The sequence below is a fragment of the Streptomyces scabichelini genome (assembly GCF_011045015.1).
GTDB classification, from domain to species: Bacteria; Actinomycetota; Actinomycetes; order Streptomycetales; family Streptomycetaceae; genus Streptomyces; species Streptomyces scabichelini.
In genome coordinates this window covers 43655-61187 of sequence record NZ_JAAKZY010000037.1, presented here as the reverse complement: position 1 = coordinate 61187, position 17533 = coordinate 43655, and the positions used below count along the sequence as shown (strand labels likewise).

Below are 17533 nucleotides of genomic sequence, written 5' to 3'. Positions count from 1 at the left end.
ATAAGAGACAGGGGGGTTGGGGCGGGGTGTCACTCGAACGAGGTGACCAAGTTCGGCGCTGCACGCGCCCTGTAAGGCGCGCCCCATAGGGGCGCGGGGAACTGCGCGACCAGCCACGCACGACCTGCACTGTCCATTCCGACCCCACCGCCCTTTCCCTGGAGGGCCCCCACTGAGATGATCGGCCCAACGGAAGTTAACCGTCGTTAACAAGGAGAGCGTCATGGCCGAGCGGAGCCCAGAGCAGCGCTATGGGGAGTACGTCGTCGTGCGCCGGCACGCCTACGTCGCGGAGCTCGTTCTCGACCGGCCCAAGGCCATGAACGCCGTGTCCACGGAGATGGCCCGGTCGATCGCCGCCGCCTGTGACGCGCTGGCCGCCGACCGGGACGTACGCGTGGTCGTGCTGACCTCGACCCATGAGCGGGCCTTCTGCGTCGGCGCCGACCTGAAGGAGCGGAACTCGTTCACGGACGCCGACCTGGTCCGCCAGCGTCCGGTCGCGCGGGCCGCGTACACCGGCGTACTGGAGTTGCCGATGCCCACCATCGCGGCCGTGCACGGGTTCGCGCTGGGCGGCGGCTTCGAGCTCGCGCTGTCGTGCGATCTGATCGTGGCGGACCGTACGGCCGTGGTGGGGCTGCCCGAGGTGTCCGTCGGCGTGATCCCCGGCGGGGGCGGTACGCAGATGCTGCCGCGCCGGGTCGGGGCGTCCCGCGCGGCCGAGCTGATCTTCTCGGCGCGACGGGTGGAGGCCGCCGAGGCACGGGAGCTGGGGCTCGTGGACGAGCTAGTGGAGGAGGGACACGATCGCGAGGAGGCGCTCGCGCTGGGCGGGCGCATCGCCGCGCACTCGCCCGTCGGCCTGCGTGCCGCCAAACGCGCCCTTCGCCTCGGGCACGGCCTCGACCTTCGTACGGGCCTGGAGGTCGAGGACTCGGCATGGCGCTCGGTTGCCTTCTCGGGGGACCGGGCGGAGGGCGTCGCGGCGTTCAACGAGAAGCGTGAGCCGGAGTGGCCGGGCGAGTAGCGGGGATGTGGGAGATGTAGAGAGCCCTCAAGGGGATCCGGGATCCCCCGACCCCGACCCCCTGTTCGGCGCCCTAACGTCACAAACCACCGCAAACATACTTAACCTGGAGTGATGGGCGGTGACGATGTGCGGCTGAGGGCCGTGGTGACGTTGGCGCAGGGTATGGCCGCCGCGCACACCCCGCGGGAGTCGTGGCGGGCGGCCGCGGCGGGAGCCTGCCATGCGCTGGCCGGGAGTTTCGCCGCGCTGTCCGTGTGGGAGCGGGAACTCGGCCAGCTGCGGGTGCTCGTGAACGTGGGGGAGCGGGCGGCGGACGAGGAGGAGTACCCCGACGACGAGGCGTATCCCGTGCACCAGTTCCCGGAGATCACGGAGTTCCTGCACGAGCGGTGGGCGGCCGGTGGCGGGCCCAACGCCTGGGTGGAGACGGCCGAGGGGCCGGCCGGAGGGCGCGCCGAGTACTGCCATCAGAGGGTCGCCGCGCTGCGCCGGCGCGGGCGCGGCTGCTGTGTCGTCGCGCCGATAGTGCTGCACGGCAGGGCCTGGGGTGAGCTGTATGTGGCCCGCCGGGCGGGAGCGCCGGTCTTCGAGCGCGCCGACGCCGACTTCGCGACCGTCCTCGCCTCTGTCGTCGCCGCGGGGATCGCCCAGACCGAACGCCTGGAGGAGGCCCGCCGTCTCGCCTTCACCGACTCGCTGACCGGCCTCGCGAACCGCCGCGCCGTGGACGTACGCCTGGAGGAGGCCATCGAGCGTCACCGTGCCGAGTGCGTGGTCGTCAGTCTCATGATCTGCGACATCAACGGATTGAAACGCGTCAACGACACCCGGGGGCATGCCGTCGGCGACCGGCTCCTGGAGCGGTTCGGCTCGGTCCTCTCCCTGTGCGGCGCGATGCTCCCCGGCACGCTCGCCGCCCGCCTCGGAGGCGACGAGTTCTGCCTGCTGGCCGTGGGTCCGGCCGCCGACGAGATCGTGCGCGTCGCCGATGAACTGTGCCGCCGGGCCGCCGAGCTGGAGCTCGGTGAGGGCGTCGCGTGCGGTGTCGCGTCCACCGGGGACCCCATCGGGCCCGTCCGCTCGGCCCGCCGCATCTTCCGTCTCGCGGACGCGGCCCAGTACCGGGCCAAGGCCGCCCGCGCCCCCAAGCCCGTCGTCGCCGGCCGCGAGGGCCCCGACGACCCGGTCGTCCGCCTCGCCGACACGCCGCCGCCCGCGGCAGCGGAACGCCGCCGCTTCCGCGGACGCCTCTGACACACGTCTTCGGGGCTCCGCCCCGAACCCCGTACCGGCCCGCCCGTAAGGAGTAAGGAGTAAGGGGTCAACCGGCCCCCCGCTAGTGACACGGCAACATTCACTGCGTACGCTCCTGAATATGGATATGCATACTGTGGTGGTGGGGACGACCGGTGTCACCGCGGCCGACGTGCTCGCCGTGGCGCGTGGCGGGGCGCGGGTCGAACTATCCGACGACGCCGTGGCGGCGCTCGCCGCCGCCCGCGAGATCGTGGACGCGCTGGCGGCCAAGCCGGAGCCCGTGTACGGGGTTTCCACCGGGTTCGGGGCACTGGCGACCCGGCACATCAGCCCGGAGCTGCGTGCCCAGCTGCAGCGCAACATCGTTCGGTCGCATGCCGCCGGGATGGGGCCGCACGTCGAGCGGGAAGTCGTCCGCGCCCTGATGTTCCTGCGGCTCAAGACCGTCTGCTCGGGGCGGACCGGGGTGCGCCCGGCCGTCGCGCAGACCATGGCCGACATCCTGAACGCCGGCATCACCCCGGTCGTGCACGAGTACGGATCACTCGGCTGTTCCGGCGACCTGGCGCCGCTCAGCCACTGCGCCCTGACCCTGATGGGCGAGGGGGAGGCGGAGGGCCCGGACGGCGTCGTACGGCCCGCCGGGGAACTGCTCGCCGCGCACGGCATCGAGCCCGTCGAACTGCGCGAGAAGGAAGGCCTCGCCCTTCTCAACGGCACCGACGGCATGCTTGGCATGCTGATCATGGCCCTGGACGACCTCGCCACCCTCTACAAGTCCGCCGACATCACCGCCGCCCTCTCCCTCGAAGCCCTGCTCGGGACCGACAGGGTCCTCGCGCCCGAGCTGCACGCCATCCGCCCGCACCCCGGGCAGGGCGCCAGTGCCGCCAACATGCTCGCCGTCCTGAAGGGTTCGGGCCTCACCGGTCACCACCAGGGCGACGCCCCGCGCGTCCAGGACGCCTACTCCGTGCGCTGTGCGCCCCAGGTCGCGGGCGCGGGACGGGACACGCTCGCCCACGCCCGCCTCGTCGCCGACCGCGAGCTCGCCTCCGCCGTCGACAACCCCGTCGTCCTGCCCGACGGCCGCGTGGAGTCGAACGGCAACTTCCATGGCGCCCCGGTCGCGTACGTACTGGACTTTCTGGCGATAGCGGCCGCCGACCTCGGTTCCATCGCCGAGCGCCGCACCGACCGGCTCCTCGACAAGAACCGCTCGCACGGGCTGCCGCCCTTCCTCGCGGACGACGCGGGCGTGGACAGCGGGCTGATGATCGCCCAGTACACGCAGGCCGCCCTGGTGAGCGAGATGAAGCGGCTCGCCGTCCCGGCCTCGGCCGACTCGATCCCGTCCTCCGCGATGCAGGAGGACCACGTGTCGATGGGCTGGTCCGCCGCGCGCAAGCTCCGTACGGCCGTCGACAGCCTCACCCGGATCGTCGCCATCGAGCTGTACGCCGCCACCCGCGCCATCGAGCTCCGCGAGGGCCTTACCCCGGCCCCCGCCTCCCGTGCGGTCATCGACGCGGTCCGCGCCGCGGGCGTCCAGGGACCGGGCCCCGATCGCTTCCTCGCGCCCGACCTGGAGGCCGCCGACGCCTTCGTACGCGGGGGGCACCTGGTCGCGGCGGTGGAGCCGGTGACGGGACCGCTGGAGTAGCGGTCGCGGGGGCATATGGGTGTGGGTGGGAGTGCCGCCGTCCGGCCGTCGAAGGCGCGGCGGCACTCCCGCCGGGATGTGTGCTAGGGTTCTTCTAGTTACGTTTTTGGTACCCATTAACTTTGTGCGCCTGAAAGGAAACGTCCTCAGGCGCGTTTTGTTTTTCCGGTCATTTCCGGATGGGGCCCGCCTATCAGGAGAAATGACACATGGCAACTGGCACCGTGAAGTGGTTCAACTCGGAAAAGGGCTTCGGCTTCATCGAGCAGGAGGGTGGCGGCCCGGACGTGTTCGCCCACTACTCCAACATCGCCACCTCGGGCTTCCGTGAGCTGCAGGAGGGCCAGAAGGTCTCCTTCGACGTCACGCAGGGTCAGAAGGGCCCGCAGGCGGAGAACATCGTCCCCGCCTAATTTTCAGGGACACGCTCAAAAGCGAGCCGGGGTCCGCACCTTCGGGTGCGGGCCCCGGCTCGTGCCGTCCGCGCGTCCAGTGGTCCGTGCGTCACTCAGTTCGTGCGGCCGAGGAAGGAATTCATCATCAGCATGACTCGATCCGATCGCCCTGAACGACCCGCCGGTAAACGGCCGGCGAATTCTCGAGGTGCTCGCGGTTCCCGTGGCGCTCGCGGCGGGGCTCCCGCTGCCGCGAACGGCGGCGCCAGGACCGTACGCAAGAAACCGTCGCCGCCCGCCACCGCGCCGCGGGAGTTCACGCTGCCGGTTTCCGTCACGCCCGCGCTGCCCGCCGTCGAGTCCTTCGACGCGCTGGACATGCCGCCCGCGCTGACGAAGACCCTGGCGGCTCAGGGCGTCATCGAGCCTTTCCCGATCCAGGGCGCGACGCTGCCCAACTCCCTTGCCGGGCGCGACATTCTGGGCCGCGGCCGGACCGGTTCCGGCAAGACGCTCGCCTTCGGCCTCGCGCTGCTCGCCCGCACGGCCGGCCGCCGCTGTGAGCCCAAGGCGCCGCTCGCGCTGGTCCTGGTGCCCACGCGCGAGCTCGCGCAGCAGGTCACCGACGCACTCACGCCGTACGCCACAGCCGTGAACCTGCGGCTCGCCACCGTGGTCGGCGGAATGTCGATCTCCCGGCAGGCGGGCGCGCTGCGCCGCGGCGCCGAGGTGCTCGTCGCCACGCCCGGCCGGCTCAAGGACCTCATAGACCGCGGCGACTGCACCCTCGACCGGGTGGCCATCACGGTTCTCGACGAGGCCGACCAGATGGCCGACATGGGCTTCATGCCGCAGGTCACGGCGCTGCTGAAGCAGGTCGAGCCGGGCGGACAGCGGATGCTGTTCTCGGCGACGCTCGACAAGAACATCGACAAGCTCGTACGGATGTTCCTCACGGACCCCGTCGTGCACTCCGTGGACCCCTCGGCGGGCGCGGTGACGACGATGGAGCACCATGTGCTGCACGTCCTCGACGAGACCGACAAGAAAGCCGTCGCATTGCGCATCGCGGCCCGCGAGGGACGCGTGATCCTCTTCGTGGACACCAAGCGCGGTGCCGACCGGTTCGCCAAGCGGCTGCTGGCCAACGGCGTACGGGCCTCCGCGCTGCACGGCGGCCGTTCCCAGCCCCAACGCAACCGCACGCTCGACCAGTTCAAGAACGGTCAGGTCACCGCGCTGGTCGCCACCAACGTCGCGGCCCGCGGCATCCACGTCGACGACCTCGACCTCGTCGTGAACGTCGACCCGCCGACCGACCACAAGGACTACCTCCACCGCGGCGGCCGTACCGCCCGCGCCGGCGAGTCCGGCAGCGTGGTCACGCTGGTTCTGCCCGAGCAGAAGCGTGAGATGACCCGGCTCATGTCGGACGCGGGGATCAGCCCGCGGACGGTACGGATCAAGTCCAGCGACGAGGAGTTGGCGCGGATCACCGGCGCCCGGGAGCCGTCCGGCGTTCCGGTGGTCGTCGAGGTCCCGAAGCCCGCGGTCGCCCAGCCGAAGGCGAAGTCCAGGCCGCGGACGCGCAGGGGTGGGGCGCAGCGAGGCGGACCCGGTGCGCGCACGCGCGGCCGCAACTGAGCCTGAGCGCTCCGCTGGGAATGCGGTTCGACGGCTGCGGGTCGACTGTGGCTGGTCGCGCCCACGCGGCGGAGCCGCACGATGTCACAGCCCCGCGCCCCTAAGGGGCGCGGTTCCGCTAAGGGGCGCGGTTCCGTACCGGGCTTCGCCAAGTCCGCCCGGCCCTCAGTACGCCCCGGAAGGCCCGCTCCGCTCCCGCCGTACCGAATACACGACGAACCCTGCGCCCAGACCCAGGAACAGCGTGCCGCCGACCACGTACGGGGTCGTGTCGAAGCTTCCCGTGTCGGCCAGTTCCGTCTGATCGGTCTGGGCGGTCTGATTGGTTTGGGCCGTCTCATCGGTGGAAGCCGAGTTCGAGGATGCGGCCTTGGCCTGCGTGATCGTCGACGTCTGCTGTGCTCTGGCCTCCGCCGCGACCTTGTCCCCCGTCGCGTTGGCGGAGGGGACGAACCACAGGGCACCCAGCAGGGCGCCCGCTGCGGTGGCGGTCAGCAACGATCGACGTGCGGCGGACACGGAATATCGATCCCCTTGCGGTGCTGGCGAATTGGCCGTAGGGGCTGATGCTAATGAAAGTCGCGGGTCTCAGGAAAGTCACGGTACCGGTGAGCTGTACGCTCAGGCGCAGTGACGGAAGCCACTGCGGAGGCTCTGGCGGCTCTCATCGATCCGTTCGCCCTGGTCAGTGAGGTTTCGGGGGGCGAATTCGCGTGCGGCTTGGGGGAATCGTGACCCTGGGAGGCAACCAGGGCCCGGGGTTCTGTCGTCTCAGGGGAAGCACTGACCGACACCCTCACCAGCGGTACGACGCCGTATCGACGTGGTGTGCCCCACACCTGCTTCATATGTGGAACGGGACGAACCGGTCGTAGCGTTTGAAGAACTTACGGGGACTCTCTGGTGTTTTGGGGATTCGGCAACGATGGAGAAGCGTGTGATGACGAACAGTAAGCGGCGCAAGGGCCTGACGGTCGCGTCCGCACTGCTCGGAGGGGTGCTGGTGCTCTCTGCGTGCAGCGGAGGCGACGACGGCAAGAACGGCGCCGACAGCGGCGACGGCACCTCGCAGTCCAAGGTCGACGAGGCGGCGGCCGAGAAGAGCTCCGAGGCCGAAATCAAGATCACACCGAAGGACGGCGCCGACAACGCCTCCATCAACAACGCCGCCAAGGTCACCGTGAGCAAGGGCACGCTCACCGACGTCACCATGAAGACCTCGGCCGGCGACGCCGTCGAGGGCGAGATATCGGCCGACAAGAAGAGCTGGAAGCCCAGCGTTCAGCTGGAGCGGTCCACCACGTACAAGCTCACGGTCGCCGCCAAGGACTCCGAGGGCCGCGCCGCCCACGAGAACGCCTCGTTCACGACCGTCTCCCCGTCCAACAGCTTCATCGGCACCTTCACGCCCGACGACGGCGCCACGGTCGGCGTCGGTATGCCGGTCTCGATCAACTTCGACAAGGCGATCACCAACAAGGAGGCCGTGCAGAAGGGGATCACGGTCACCTCCAGCAGCGGCCAGGAGGTCGTCTGCCACTGGTTCAGCACCCAGCGCATGGACTGCCGCCCCGACGAGTACTGGAAGAGCGGTTCCAAGGTCACCCTCAAGCTGGCCCTGGACGGCGTCGAGGGCGCGGAGGGTGTCACCGGCGTACAGCAGAAGACGGTGTCCTTCACGGTCGGCCGCAACCAGGTCTCGGTCGTCGACGCCAAGACCAAGCAGATGAAGGTCATGCGCGACGGAAAGACCATCAAGACCATTCCGATCTCCGCCGGTTCGCCCGAGAACAAGACGTACGAGGGCCAGATGGTGATCTCCGAGAAGTTCAAGGAGACCCGGATGAACGGCGCGACGGTCGGCTTCACCGACGACGACGGCAAGGGCGAGTACGACATCGAGAACGTGCCGCACGCCATGCGCCTGTCGACCTCCGGCACCTTCATCCACGGCAACTACTGGGGTGCCGACTCCGTCTTCGGCAACGTCAACACCAGCCACGGCTGTGTCGGTCTGAACGACACCGAGGGTGCGAACGACCCGAACACCGAGGGCGCCTGGTTCTACAACAACTCGATGATCGGTGACGTCGTGGTGGTCCAGAACACCGGCGACAAGACCATCACTCCGGACAACGGCCTCAACGGCTGGAACATGGACTGGGCCCAGTGGAAGTCGGGTTCTGCGATCTGACCGCCGGCTCTGGCGATCTGACCGTCGGCTCCGCAGACGGCGCGGCGCGGATGTGACGCGTCCGGTTCTTACGCGGTGGGCATAGACGGACGACGGCCTGCCGGGACCTCATGGTCCCGGCAGGCCGTTCGTGTTTGTGTGGGGTCATGACTGCCCACACCGTGGAGTACATCCGGTATCGCATCCCCGAGCAGCAGTCGGCGGAGTTCCTGGCCGCCTACACCCGGGCCGCCGGCCGGCTCGCCGAGGCCCCGCAGTGCGTCGACTACGAACTGGCTCGCTGCGAGGAGGACTTCGAGCACTTCGTCCTGCGCATCACCTGGACGTCGACCGAGGACCACATCGAAGGCTTCCGCAAGTCGGAACTCTTCGACGACTTCCTGGCCGAGATCCGTCCGTACGTCGGTTCCATCGAGGAGATGCGCCACTACAAGCCGACGACGGTACGCGGCACGGGCGCGTCCGCGCCGACGCTGTACGCCTGGGCGGGCGGCGCCGAGGCCTTCGCCCGGCTCACCGAGGTCTTCTACGACAAGGTGCTCAAGGACGAGGTCCTGGCGCCGGTGTTCGCCGGTCTCGCCCCCGAGCACGCGTCGCACGTCGCACTCTGGCTCGGCGAGGTCTTCGGCGGTCCGCAGGCGTACTCCGAGACGCAGGGCGGCCACGGCCACATGGTCGCCAAGCACCTCGGCAAGGGCATCACGGAGGTGCAGCGCCGCCGCTGGGTCAATCTCCTCCAGGACGCGGCGGACGAGGCGGGCCTCCCGACCGACGCCGAGTTCCGCTCGGCCTTCGTCGCGTACGCGGAGTGGGGGACACGGCTCGCGGTGTACTTCTCCAGCCCTGACGCGAAGCCCCCGGCGGAGCAGCCGGTGCCGAGGTGGACCTGGGGAGCGGCTCCGCCGTACCAGCCGTAGGGCCGGGCCGGGTTTTCGCCCCCGGACGAAGACCGCCTACGGCACCGCCGAGCCCGCCCGGGTCGCATCCGTGCCCCAGCTGGCCAGCAGGCGCAGAGCCTCGGCCGACGGGGAGCCCGGTTCGGCGTGGTAGGTGATCAGGCTCTGTTCCTCGTCGTCGATCAGACGGAACGTCTCGAAGGAGAGCTCGATGTCGCCGACGAGCGGGTGGCGCATCCGCTTGACGCCATAGCTCTTCTCCTTGACGTCGTGGGTGGCCCACAGCCGCCTGAACTCCTCGCTCTTCACGGAGAGTTCGCCCACCAGGACGGACAGCTGCGGGTCGTCCGGGTGGCAGCCCGCGTCCATCCGCAGATAGCTGACGATGTCGGACGCCTTCTGCTCCCACTCGACGAACAGCTCACGGTAGTCCGGCTTCAGGAACGTCATCCGCGCCCAGTTCCGCTCCTGCGGCGGCAGCTGCGACCAGTCGCCGAAGACCGCCGCGGCCATCCGGTTCCAGATGAGGATGTCGGAGCGGCGGCCCACGACATACGCGGGAACGGTGTCGAAGGTGTCGATGAGCTGCCGCAGGGCGCCCCGCACGTGCTGTGGACGCGCCGACTGCTTCTTCTTGTGCTGCTTCGGCTTCGCGAGATGCGTGAGATGCGCGTGTTCGGCGCCCGTCAGGCGCAGGGCGCGCGCGATCGCGTCGAGCACCTCCGCCGATACGTTCCGCCCGTTGCCCTGCTCGAGCCGGGTGTAGTACGCGACGGACACGCCGGCCAGCTGCGCCAGCTCCTCGCGCCGCAGCCCCGGCACCCGGCGGTGCCGGCCGAAGACGGGCAGCCCCACGTCCTCCGGCTTCAGCCGGGCCCGGCGCGTGCGCAGGAACTCGCTGAGCTCGGCACGCCGGTCCAGCGACTGACCCGCCTCCCCGGCGGCCTCCTGAGAGGGCTGTTCGTCCATGCCTCAAGTATTCACCGTCGTACGCCCATGAGCCTGACCCCGTCAGTAGTAGGACCACTGGACGTAGGCAGAAGCGTGACCTGGGTAAACACCGCGCGGAGGCGCATGCTGGTGTCCGCGCCCGGCCCGAAGGCAGGCCGGACGCAGGACGACACACCAGGAGAAGCACGGCATGACCACTGTTGCTGCATACGCCGCACCCGCCGCCAAGGCGCCGCTGGAGCGCACCACCATCGAGCGCCGCCCCGTCGGCGAGTTCGACGTCCTGATCGACATCAAGTTCGCCGGCATCTGTCACTCCGACATCCACCAGGCCCAGGAGGGCTGGGGCGAGGCGATCTTCCCGATGGTCCCCGGCCACGAGATCGCCGGCGTCGTCGCCGAGGTCGGCCCGGGTGTGACCAAGTTCTCCGTCGGCGACCGCGTGGGCGTCGGCTGCATGGTCGACTCCTGCCGCGAGTGCGACAACTGCAAGGCCGGTCTTGAGCAGTACTGCGCCAAGGGCAACGTCCCGACGTACAACGGAATCGGCAAGGACGGCGAGCCCACCTACGGCGGCTACTCCACCCACGTCGTCGTCGACGAGAACTACACCCTCCGCATCCCCGACGGCCTCTCCCTGGACGTGGCCGCGCCCCTGCTCTGCGCCGGCATCACCCTGTACTCCCCGCTCAGGCACTGGAACGCCGGCCCCGGCAAGAAGGTCGCGATCCTCGGCATGGGCGGCCTCGGCCACATGGGCGTCAAGATCGCGCACGCGCTCGGCGCCGAGGTCACGGTCCTCTCGCAGTCCCTGCGCAAGAAGGACGACGGCCTGAAGCTGGGCGCCGACCACTACTACGCGACCAGCGACCCGAAGACCTTCGAGGAACTGCGGGGTTCCCTCGACCTGATCGTGTCGACCGTCTCCGCCCCGCTGGGCCTGGACCAGTACCTGGCCCTGCTGAAGACGGACGGCGCGTTCGTGAACGTCGGAGCGCCCGAGGAGCCCGTCTCGCTCAACCTCTTCTCGGTGATCGGCGGTCGCAAGACCCTCGCCGGGTCCGGCATCGGCGGCATCCAGGAGACCCAGGAGATGCTCGACTTCTGCGCGGAGCACGGTTTCGGAGCCGAGATCGAGCTGATCAGTGCCGCTGAGATCAACGAGGCGTACGAGCGGGTGCAGAGCAGTGATGTGCGGTATCGGTTCGTGATCGACACCGCGACGATCTAGCTCCCGCAGGGGGTGCGGTTGGCTCCGTAGGGGTTCGGTGGTTTTTCGGGTGCGGGTCCGATGTGGCTGGTCGCGCAGTTCCCCGCGCCCCTTCAGGGGCGCCCTGAAGGGGCGCCCTTTCAGGGCGCCCCTTCAAGTGGCGCGTTCCCGTCCTAGTAGCCATAGCAGGTACGGTCCGCCCACCAATGCCGTCAGGGCCCCTACCGGGATCTCCAGTGGGGGCACGGCGGTGCGTGCTGTCAGGTCGGCTGTGACCAGGATCATTGCTCCTGTCAACGCCGCGTTCGTCAGCGGTAGTTGAGGCGTGCGGGTCAGGCGGCGGGCCAGTTGGGGTGCGGTGAGCGCGACGAAGCCGATCGGGCCCGCCGCGCCCGTGGCCGTCGCGGCGAGGACCACGCCCAGGACGGTCAGACCCAGCTGCGTCCGCTGGACCCGTACCCCGAGCGAGGCCGCCGTGTCGTCGTCCAGGCCCAGCGGGCGCATCGCCCGGCTCGCCCACACCAGGGCGGGAAGGGAGAGCAGCAGGACGCCGCCGAGGGGGCCCGCCTGTTCCCAGCCGCGTCCGTTCAGGCTGCCGGTGAGCCACAGCTTGACCTGCTCGGCGGCGGCCAGCTCGCTCTCGGTGAGGTAGAGCTGTACGACGGCGGAGAGTGCGACGCCGATGCCGACGCCGGTGAGCACGAACCGGCTCGGCTGCATGCCACGCCGCCAGGCCACGGCGTACACGAGCGCCGCCGCGGCGAGCCCGCCCGCGACCGACACGACGGGCAGCGCGCCCGGCGAGGCCGTGACCCCCGTGGCGAGCGCCAGTACGGTCGCGGCCGCCGCCCCATGCCCCACACCGATCACGTCCGGGCTGGCCAGCGGGTTGCGCGTGACCGTCTGCACCAGTGCCCCGGCGAGCCCGAGCGCCGCGCCGACGAGGGCACCGAGCACGACACGCGGCAGCCGCAGCTCGGAGATCACGAGCGTGTACGGGCTCGGGTCGCCGCGCAATACGTGCCAGACCTCGGCGGGGGAGACGTACGTCTGGCCGGCGCAGACCGCGAGCGTCATGGCTCCGCCGAGGAGGGCCAGGAGCAGGGCTGCCGTCATGGCCGAGCGTTGGTGGAGGAGAAGCGAGACGCGGCGGTGACGGAAGAGCCGTAGGCCCGCGGTGCGGGGACTCCAGGGGGCGGCGGCTGCCTCGGGTTCGCCGGTGATCACGTACCCGCCCCTTTCCGGCGTACCAGAAAGATCAGTACCGGCACTCCCACCAGCGCCGTCATCACGCCGGCCGGAACCTCGGCGGGGGCGCGGACCACACGGCCCGCGACGTCCGCCGCGAGGAGCAGGGCCGCGCCGAGCAGCGCGGACAGGGGCAGCACCCAGCGGTAGCCGGCGGCGACCAGGCGGCGGGCGAGGTGCGGTACCGCGAGGCCGATGAAGGCGATCGGGCCCGCGGCGGCGACCGCGGCGCCGGTCAGTACGGTCGCGCCGAGCGCCGCGGAGACCCGTACGAGCTGGACCTTGTGCCCCAGCGCACGCGCGGTGTCGTCGCCGAGCGCGAGAGCGTCGAGGCCGCGCGCGCAGGCCAGCACCAGCAGCGCACCGGCGACGAGGAACGGCAGCATCTGCCCGACCGTCCCGGCGTCGCGCCCGCTGAGCGCGCCCACCTGCCAGAACCGGAACTGGTCGAGCGTCGCCGAACTGGACGTCAGGACGACGGTGGTGGCTCCCGCGACCATCGCGGAGAAGGCGGTACCGGCGAGCGCCAGTTTCACCGGCGAGGCGCCGCCCCGGCCGCGCGAGGCGATGGCGTACACCAGGCAGGCGGCGGCGACGGCGCCCACGAAGGCGTACCAGACGTATCCGCCGAAGCCGTTCGCCAGCCCGCCCGCGATGGCGAACACGACGCCCGCCGCGGCCCCCTGGCTCAGCCCGAGGATCCCGGGATCGGCCAGCGGATTGCGGCTGACGGCCTGCAACGCGGCGCCCGCGAGGCCGAGCGCCGCCCCCGCGCTGAGCCCGATGGCGGTACGCGGCAGCCGCAGCGACCGTACGACCAGCGCGTCCCGTGACCCGCCGCCGTGCAGCAGCGCGTCGAGCACGGCGGACAGCGGCACCGGACGGGTGCCGACGGCGAGGCTCAGGGCGACGGTGGCGAGGACGAGCAGGAGCGCACCGCCCAGCCAGGCGGTACGTACGGTCGCGCGTGCGATCACGTGCTTGCCTGTCGCTGCCGCTTGCCTGTCGCTTACCTGTCGAGCGACTCGGTCAGCTGGTCGACGACCAACTGGGCCGCGGTGGGGCCCGCGTTGAGATACCAGGGGTCGTCGTCGACCTTGATGTCGTGGCCCGCCTCGACCGCCTTCATCGACTTCCACAGCGGTCCGGCGAGTACGCTCCCGGCGTCGGTCTTGTCCTCGGCGCCCTGTACGGAGTAGAAGATCCAGTCCCCGTCCGCGACATCGATGCTCTCCGCCCCGATGTCCTGCGAAATCGCCGTGAACTGCTGGGACTTGGGCCGCCCGAGCCCCATGTCGACGGCGATCGATCCGGTGAAGGAGGAGACGCCGAACATCCGGGTCCGGTCGGGCGTGAAGCGGACCATGGAGACGGAGGTGTTCTCGGCGTTCAGCTTCTCGCCGGCCGCGGCGGTCTCCTCGGCGTGGGTGTCGAGGAGCTTCTGGGCCTGCTCGCCCTTGCCGACGGCGTCGCCGACGAGCAGCAGGTCGCGCTTCCAGTTGATGCCGTTGCCCGCGGTGATCACGGTGGGGGCGATCTTCGACAGCTTGGGGTAGAGGTCGCCGAGCGAGTCGTTGGCGAGGATGAGGTCGGGCTGGGCGGTGGCGAGCGTCTCGAGGTTGGGCGCGGCCCGGGTTCCCGCGTCGGTCATCTCCGCGAGCTGCTTCTTGTCCTGGGGAAAGGCGTCGCGCAGGTAGTCGGGTACGAGACCGGCGTTGTCGGCGCGGGTCGTGGCGGCCGGTACGACTCCCAGGGTGAGCAGGTCGTCGAGCTGACCGGTGCTGAGCACGGCGATCCGCTTCGGGGCCGCGTCGATCTCCGTGGTGCCCTTGAAGTGCTTGACGCTACGCGGGAATTCACCCTCGGCGGCCTTCGTGCCCATCCCCTCGGCCAGCGCGCTGGGCGCGGCGGAGGGGCCTTCGGAGGCTCCGATGACGGGGTTACGGTCGCCCCCGCTTTTGTTGCTTCCGTCGCCGCTTGCGCTTCCGGTGCCGGTGCCGGTGCCGGTGCCCGATGAGCATCCGGCCATCAGACCGCCGACGACCGACATGGCCAGTACGGCCTTCAACCCCAACGTGCGCACGCTGTGCTCCGATGCTCTGTTCTCTAAGGCAAGCCTTACCTTAGCCGTGGGGTGTGTCGGCTCTGTTTCCGGGTGGCTGGAACCGTGGCCCGGGGTGCCGGGTGGCCGGAACCGCGGGGCTGCCATCCCGCCATACCGGCGCTTAGCGTGGGAATGGCACGTAGAGATGTCACGTGGAAATGCCACGGATGACTGGCCGAGGAGGTCCGCACGATGACCGTCGAGCTGAACCACACCATCGTCGCCGCCCACGACAAAAAGGCCTCGGCCCAGTTCCTCGCCGACATCCTGGGTCTGGAGGTGAGCCCGCCGTTCGGCCCGTTCATCCCGGTCCAGATCCCCAACGGCGTCACCCTCGACTACATGGACGCCGACGACCCCATCACACCGCAGCACTACGCGTTCCTGGTCTCGGAGGACGACTTCGACGCGATCTTCGCCCGCGTCAAGGCCGCAGGTCTGACGTACTGGGCGGACCCGTACCACCGCCACACCAACGAGATCAACACCAACGACGGCGGCCGTGGCACCTACTTCGACGACCCGAACGGCCACAACCTGGAAATCCTGACGCGGCCTTATGGAAGCGGTGGTTCGGCGTAGGAACGCCTCGATCGAGCACGACCTCCCACGCTCGCAACCGCCAACTCGAAAGCGGGTAGCGTCCTTTCACGTCAAACGGAAGCTCAGATGCAGCCGACTCGTGATCTTCGTGGCGGAGAGTGGGGGAGAGTGGGGCGGAGCGCCGACCGAGGGGAGACATCCAGATGACGAAGCCGTCGACAGGCGACTTCGATGCCACCTCCGGTGGAGGTTCCGGTGGAGGTGGCGACAGGATCGGCCGGTACCGGCTGCTCAGAAACCTCGGCGCCGGCGGCATGGGCCGGGTCTGTCTGGCGCGCTCGGAGGGCGGCCGCACGGTCGCCGTCAAGCTCATCAAGCCGCAGCTGGCCGCTGAACCCGAGTTCCGCCAGCGCTTCCGGCTTGAGGTGGAGGCGGCACGCAGGGTGAGCGACCGCTGGACGGCGCCGGTCCTCGACGCGGACACGGAGGCCGAAACGCCGTGGGTGGCCACCGGCTACATAGCGGGGCCCTCGCTCGAACACCTCGTCTCGCCCCGCGGGCACGGCCCCCTGCCCGCCCTGTCCGTACGGACCCTCGCCTACGGACTCGCCTGCGCTCTGCTGGACATTCACGGCGCGGGACTGGTCCACCGGGACCTCAAGCCCTCCAACGTCCTGATCACCATCGACGGCCCCCGGGTCATCGACTTCGGCATCGCGCGGGCGCTGGACGCGGTGCCCGGCTCGACCCTGACCAGCTCGGGCATGCTGGTCGGCTCGCCCGCCTTCATGTCACCCGAGCAGGTCAGGGACGAGCCGGTGGGCCCGGCCGCCGACGTCTTCTGCATGGGTGCGGTGCTGGCGTACGCGGCGACCGGGCAGACGCCGTTTGGCGGTGGCGGTTCCGGCGGCGTTCACGCCGTGATGTTCCGCATCGCGCAGGAGGAGCCGGACCTGACGGGCATCGAGGAGCCGCTGCGGGGACTGATCGCCGACTGCCTCGCCAAGGATCCGGCGGCCAGGCCGACTCCGCAGGAGGTGGCCGCACGGGTGCAGCCGGTGGCGACCGGCGCCTCGTCGCCACCGTGGCTGCCGGCCCAGATCATCGCCGAACTGGGGCGCAGTGCCGTCCAGTTGCTCGACACGGATACGCCCCCGCGTGTGAGCGCACCGGCGGCACCGGCACCGGCGGCCTCCGCACCGTCCCCCGCCGCTTTCCCTGTGACCTGGGCGGAACCTCCCGCGTCGGAGCAGTCGGAGCAGTGGAAACAGTCAGAGCAGTGGGAACAGTCGGAGCGGTGGGAGCAATCAGAGCAGTCGGAGCGGTCTGAGTGGTCTGAGCAGTCGGAACGGTCTGAGTGGGGGACTCAGGTCGTGCCGAAGCCGGACCTCAGGCCGGTGGCGGAGCCGGCTCCGCCACCGCCCCCTCGTCGCGCAGGCAGGGGCCGGCGGGCCGCGATCGCGCTGGTGGCCGTCGCCGTGGTGGCAGGAGCCGCGTTCGCAGCTTCGGCCGCCGGACTGCCACTGCCCTACGGGGGCTCGGAATCCGACTCCGGTGACAAGGCAAACCCGGGCGTGACGTCCGATGTGCCCAAGAAGTTCGTGGGCATCTGGGCGGGCGAGGTCGAGCGGGACGGGAAGCCCACCGGTCAGTACCGCAGGTTCGCCATCTCACCGGGGCAGTTGGGCGAGGTGGTCGCCACCAGCATCAGCCTCGGCAAGGACTACGAGTGCAAGAGCGACGGCAAACTCGCCGCCAGGCCGTCCGGCGGCGATACGTCTCTGCGGCTGGACACTAGCGTCGTCAGCAGTGTCCCCGCCGACACATGCTCGGCCCTCGGCGAGCATGTGCTCTCCCGGGCCGCCGGCGACTCCCTCCGCTGGGAAGCGGCGGGCCGTACCGCCGAACTGCACAGGATCGAGGGCCCTGAGAAGCTCCCCGAAGAGCTTCTCGGCACCTGGCAGCGGTCCATGGCGGGCGGTGGCACACAGCGGATGACCATCGAGCAGAAGGCCGTGGGCAGCCCGGCCGCCGCACTGGTCTCCGACAGCGGCAGCGACCACTGCGAGGCCGACATGAACCTGGTCTCCACAGGGAACGCGGACAGCCCGGTACGGTTCGCCCCGCCCGCAGGCGACCAGGCCACGTCCTCCGGCCCCTGCCGCTACGGCGGCTCCTCCACCGTACGCATCGAGGGCGACACACTCGTACGCGAGCTGTCCAACGGCCAACGGCTCACGTACAGGCGCGTTTGATAAGCCGCCCGGCTGAGCGTCAGGTGATCCTCAACGAGGTGGCGCAGGGGGTTCCAGGCGATGGTGGTGAAGGGGAGGAGGTGTTCAGGCGGTTCAGGCCTTGCGGTCGTAGCGGCGGTGGAGTCTGCGGCAGCTGTAAC

General features: G+C 70.1%; 15 protein-coding genes. 10 read left to right on the top strand and 5 right to left on the bottom strand.

Annotated features, from left to right (window positions below; genetic code table 11):
• Positions 1 to 223: 223 nt before the first annotated feature.
• The 5 genes from G5C60_RS14575 (at position 224) to G5C60_RS14555 (ending at position 5992) form a co-directional block, all read left to right on the top strand.
• Positions 224 to 1030, top strand: a complete 807-nt coding sequence (locus G5C60_RS14575; RefSeq protein ID WP_165258996.1) for an enoyl-CoA hydratase/isomerase family protein — start codon at positions 224 to 226, stop codon at positions 1028 to 1030.
• Positions 1031 to 1144: 114 nt separating this feature from the next.
• Positions 1145 to 2287 carry a GGDEF domain-containing protein gene (locus G5C60_RS14570; RefSeq protein WP_165258992.1) on the top strand — a complete coding sequence of 381 codons (1143 nt, stop codon included), beginning with the start codon at positions 1145 to 1147 and terminating at the stop codon, positions 2285 to 2287.
• A gap of 127 nt (positions 2288 to 2414) precedes the next feature.
• Entirely contained in the window at positions 2415 to 3953 is a 1539-nt protein-coding gene (gene hutH, locus G5C60_RS14565; protein ID WP_165259017.1) for a histidine ammonia-lyase, read from the top strand.
• 209 nt (positions 3954 to 4162) lie between these two features.
• Positions 4163 to 4366, top strand: coding sequence for a cold-shock protein (locus G5C60_RS14560; RefSeq protein ID WP_033323720.1), 204 nt, complete (start codon positions 4163 to 4165; stop codon positions 4364 to 4366).
• A 132-nt stretch (positions 4367 to 4498) separates the two neighbouring features.
• Positions 4499 to 5992 (top strand): DEAD/DEAH box helicase, encoded by a 1494-nt coding sequence (locus tag G5C60_RS14555; RefSeq protein ID WP_241266799.1) that lies wholly within the window; start codon positions 4499 to 4501, stop codon positions 5990 to 5992.
• A gap of 165 nt (positions 5993 to 6157) precedes the next feature.
• On the opposite strand, the gene G5C60_RS14550 is transcribed toward G5C60_RS14555, so the two are convergent.
• Positions 6158 to 6511, bottom strand: a complete 354-nt coding sequence (locus G5C60_RS14550; RefSeq protein WP_165258982.1) for an LPXTG cell wall anchor domain-containing protein — start codon at positions 6509 to 6511, stop codon at positions 6158 to 6160.
• Between the two features lie 421 nt (positions 6512 to 6932).
• Between G5C60_RS14550 and G5C60_RS14540 the strand changes: the two genes are divergently transcribed.
• Both G5C60_RS14540 and G5C60_RS14535 read left to right on the top strand, forming a co-directional pair.
• Positions 6933 to 8186, top strand: a complete 1254-nt coding sequence (locus tag G5C60_RS14540; protein ID WP_165258980.1) for a L,D-transpeptidase — start codon at positions 6933 to 6935, stop codon at positions 8184 to 8186.
• Positions 8187 to 8332: 146 nt separating this feature from the next.
• Positions 8333 to 9103: a group II truncated hemoglobin gene (locus G5C60_RS14535; RefSeq protein ID WP_165258969.1), complete on the top strand. Its 771-nt coding sequence runs from the start codon at positions 8333 to 8335 to the stop codon at positions 9101 to 9103.
• A 36-nt stretch (positions 9104 to 9139) separates the two neighbouring features.
• On the opposite strand, the gene G5C60_RS14530 is transcribed toward G5C60_RS14535, so the two are convergent.
• The gene (locus G5C60_RS14530; RefSeq protein ID WP_165258967.1) at positions 9140 to 10051 is read right to left on the bottom strand and encodes a helix-turn-helix transcriptional regulator; all 912 of its coding nucleotides are present in this window, start codon (positions 10049 to 10051) and stop codon (positions 9140 to 9142) included.
• A 172-nt stretch (positions 10052 to 10223) separates the two neighbouring features.
• On the opposite strand from G5C60_RS14530, the gene G5C60_RS14525 reads away from it, so the two are divergent.
• Positions 10224 to 11264, top strand: a complete 1041-nt coding sequence (locus G5C60_RS14525) for an NAD(P)-dependent alcohol dehydrogenase (RefSeq protein WP_165258965.1) — start codon at positions 10224 to 10226, stop codon at positions 11262 to 11264.
• A 132-nt stretch (positions 11265 to 11396) separates the two neighbouring features.
• Here G5C60_RS14525 and G5C60_RS14520 read toward each other — a convergent pair whose 3' ends face one another.
• From G5C60_RS14520 to G5C60_RS14510, 3 genes are read right to left on the bottom strand one after another with little or no spacing between them, the layout of a single operon-like run.
• On the bottom strand, positions 11397 to 12470 hold the full coding sequence (locus G5C60_RS14520) for a FecCD family ABC transporter permease (RefSeq protein WP_338145820.1): 1074 nt from the start codon (positions 12468 to 12470) through the stop codon (positions 11397 to 11399).
• Entirely contained in the window at positions 12467 to 13468 is a 1002-nt protein-coding gene (locus G5C60_RS14515) for a FecCD family ABC transporter permease (RefSeq protein ID WP_338145819.1), read from the bottom strand. The genes G5C60_RS14520 and G5C60_RS14515 overlap by 4 nt, the downstream gene beginning before the upstream one ends.
• 32 nt (positions 13469 to 13500) lie before the next feature.
• Complete coding sequence (locus tag G5C60_RS14510; RefSeq protein WP_338145818.1) at positions 13501 to 14574, bottom strand: ABC transporter substrate-binding protein; 1074 nt, start codon at positions 14572 to 14574, stop codon at positions 13501 to 13503.
• A gap of 213 nt (positions 14575 to 14787) precedes the next feature.
• Here G5C60_RS14510 and G5C60_RS14505 point away from each other — a divergent pair, with 213 nt between their 5' ends.
• Together G5C60_RS14505 and G5C60_RS14500 are read left to right on the top strand one after the other, a co-directional pair.
• Positions 14788 to 15177, top strand: coding sequence for a VOC family protein (locus G5C60_RS14505; RefSeq protein ID WP_165258963.1), 390 nt, complete (start codon positions 14788 to 14790; stop codon positions 15175 to 15177).
• Positions 15178 to 15341: 164 nt separating this feature from the next.
• Complete coding sequence (locus G5C60_RS14500; RefSeq protein ID WP_165258960.1) at positions 15342 to 17393, top strand: serine/threonine-protein kinase; 2052 nt, start codon at positions 15342 to 15344, stop codon at positions 17391 to 17393.
• The last annotated feature ends 140 nt before the right edge of the window (positions 17394 to 17533 follow it).

Excerpts from the sequence above, each read along its gene's own strand:
- G5C60_RS14575 (WP_165258996.1), top strand. The coding sequence starts at position 224 with ATGGCCGAGCGGAGCCCAGAGCAGCGCTATGGGGAGTACGTCGTCGTG.
- G5C60_RS14570 (WP_165258992.1), top strand. The coding sequence starts at position 1,145 with ATGGGCGGTGACGATGTGCGGCTGAGGGCCGTGGTGACGTTGGCGCAG.
- hutH (WP_165259017.1), top strand. The coding sequence starts at position 2,415 with ATGCATACTGTGGTGGTGGGGACGACCGGTGTCACCGCGGCCGACGTG.
- G5C60_RS14560 (WP_033323720.1), top strand. The coding sequence starts at position 4,163 with ATGGCAACTGGCACCGTGAAGTGGTTCAACTCGGAAAAGGGCTTCGGC.
- G5C60_RS14555 (WP_241266799.1), top strand. The coding sequence starts at position 4,499 with ATGACTCGATCCGATCGCCCTGAACGACCCGCCGGTAAACGGCCGGCG.
- G5C60_RS14540 (WP_165258980.1), top strand. The coding sequence starts at position 6,933 with ATGACGAACAGTAAGCGGCGCAAGGGCCTGACGGTCGCGTCCGCACTG.
- G5C60_RS14535 (WP_165258969.1), top strand. The coding sequence starts at position 8,333 with ATGACTGCCCACACCGTGGAGTACATCCGGTATCGCATCCCCGAGCAG.
- G5C60_RS14530 (WP_165258967.1), bottom strand. The coding sequence starts at position 10,051 with ATGGACGAACAGCCCTCTCAGGAGGCCGCCGGGGAGGCGGGTCAGTCG.
- G5C60_RS14525 (WP_165258965.1), top strand. The coding sequence starts at position 10,224 with ATGACCACTGTTGCTGCATACGCCGCACCCGCCGCCAAGGCGCCGCTG.
- G5C60_RS14505 (WP_165258963.1), top strand. The coding sequence starts at position 14,788 with ATGACCGTCGAGCTGAACCACACCATCGTCGCCGCCCACGACAAAAAG.
- G5C60_RS14500 (WP_165258960.1), top strand. The coding sequence starts at position 15,342 with ATGACGAAGCCGTCGACAGGCGACTTCGATGCCACCTCCGGTGGAGGT.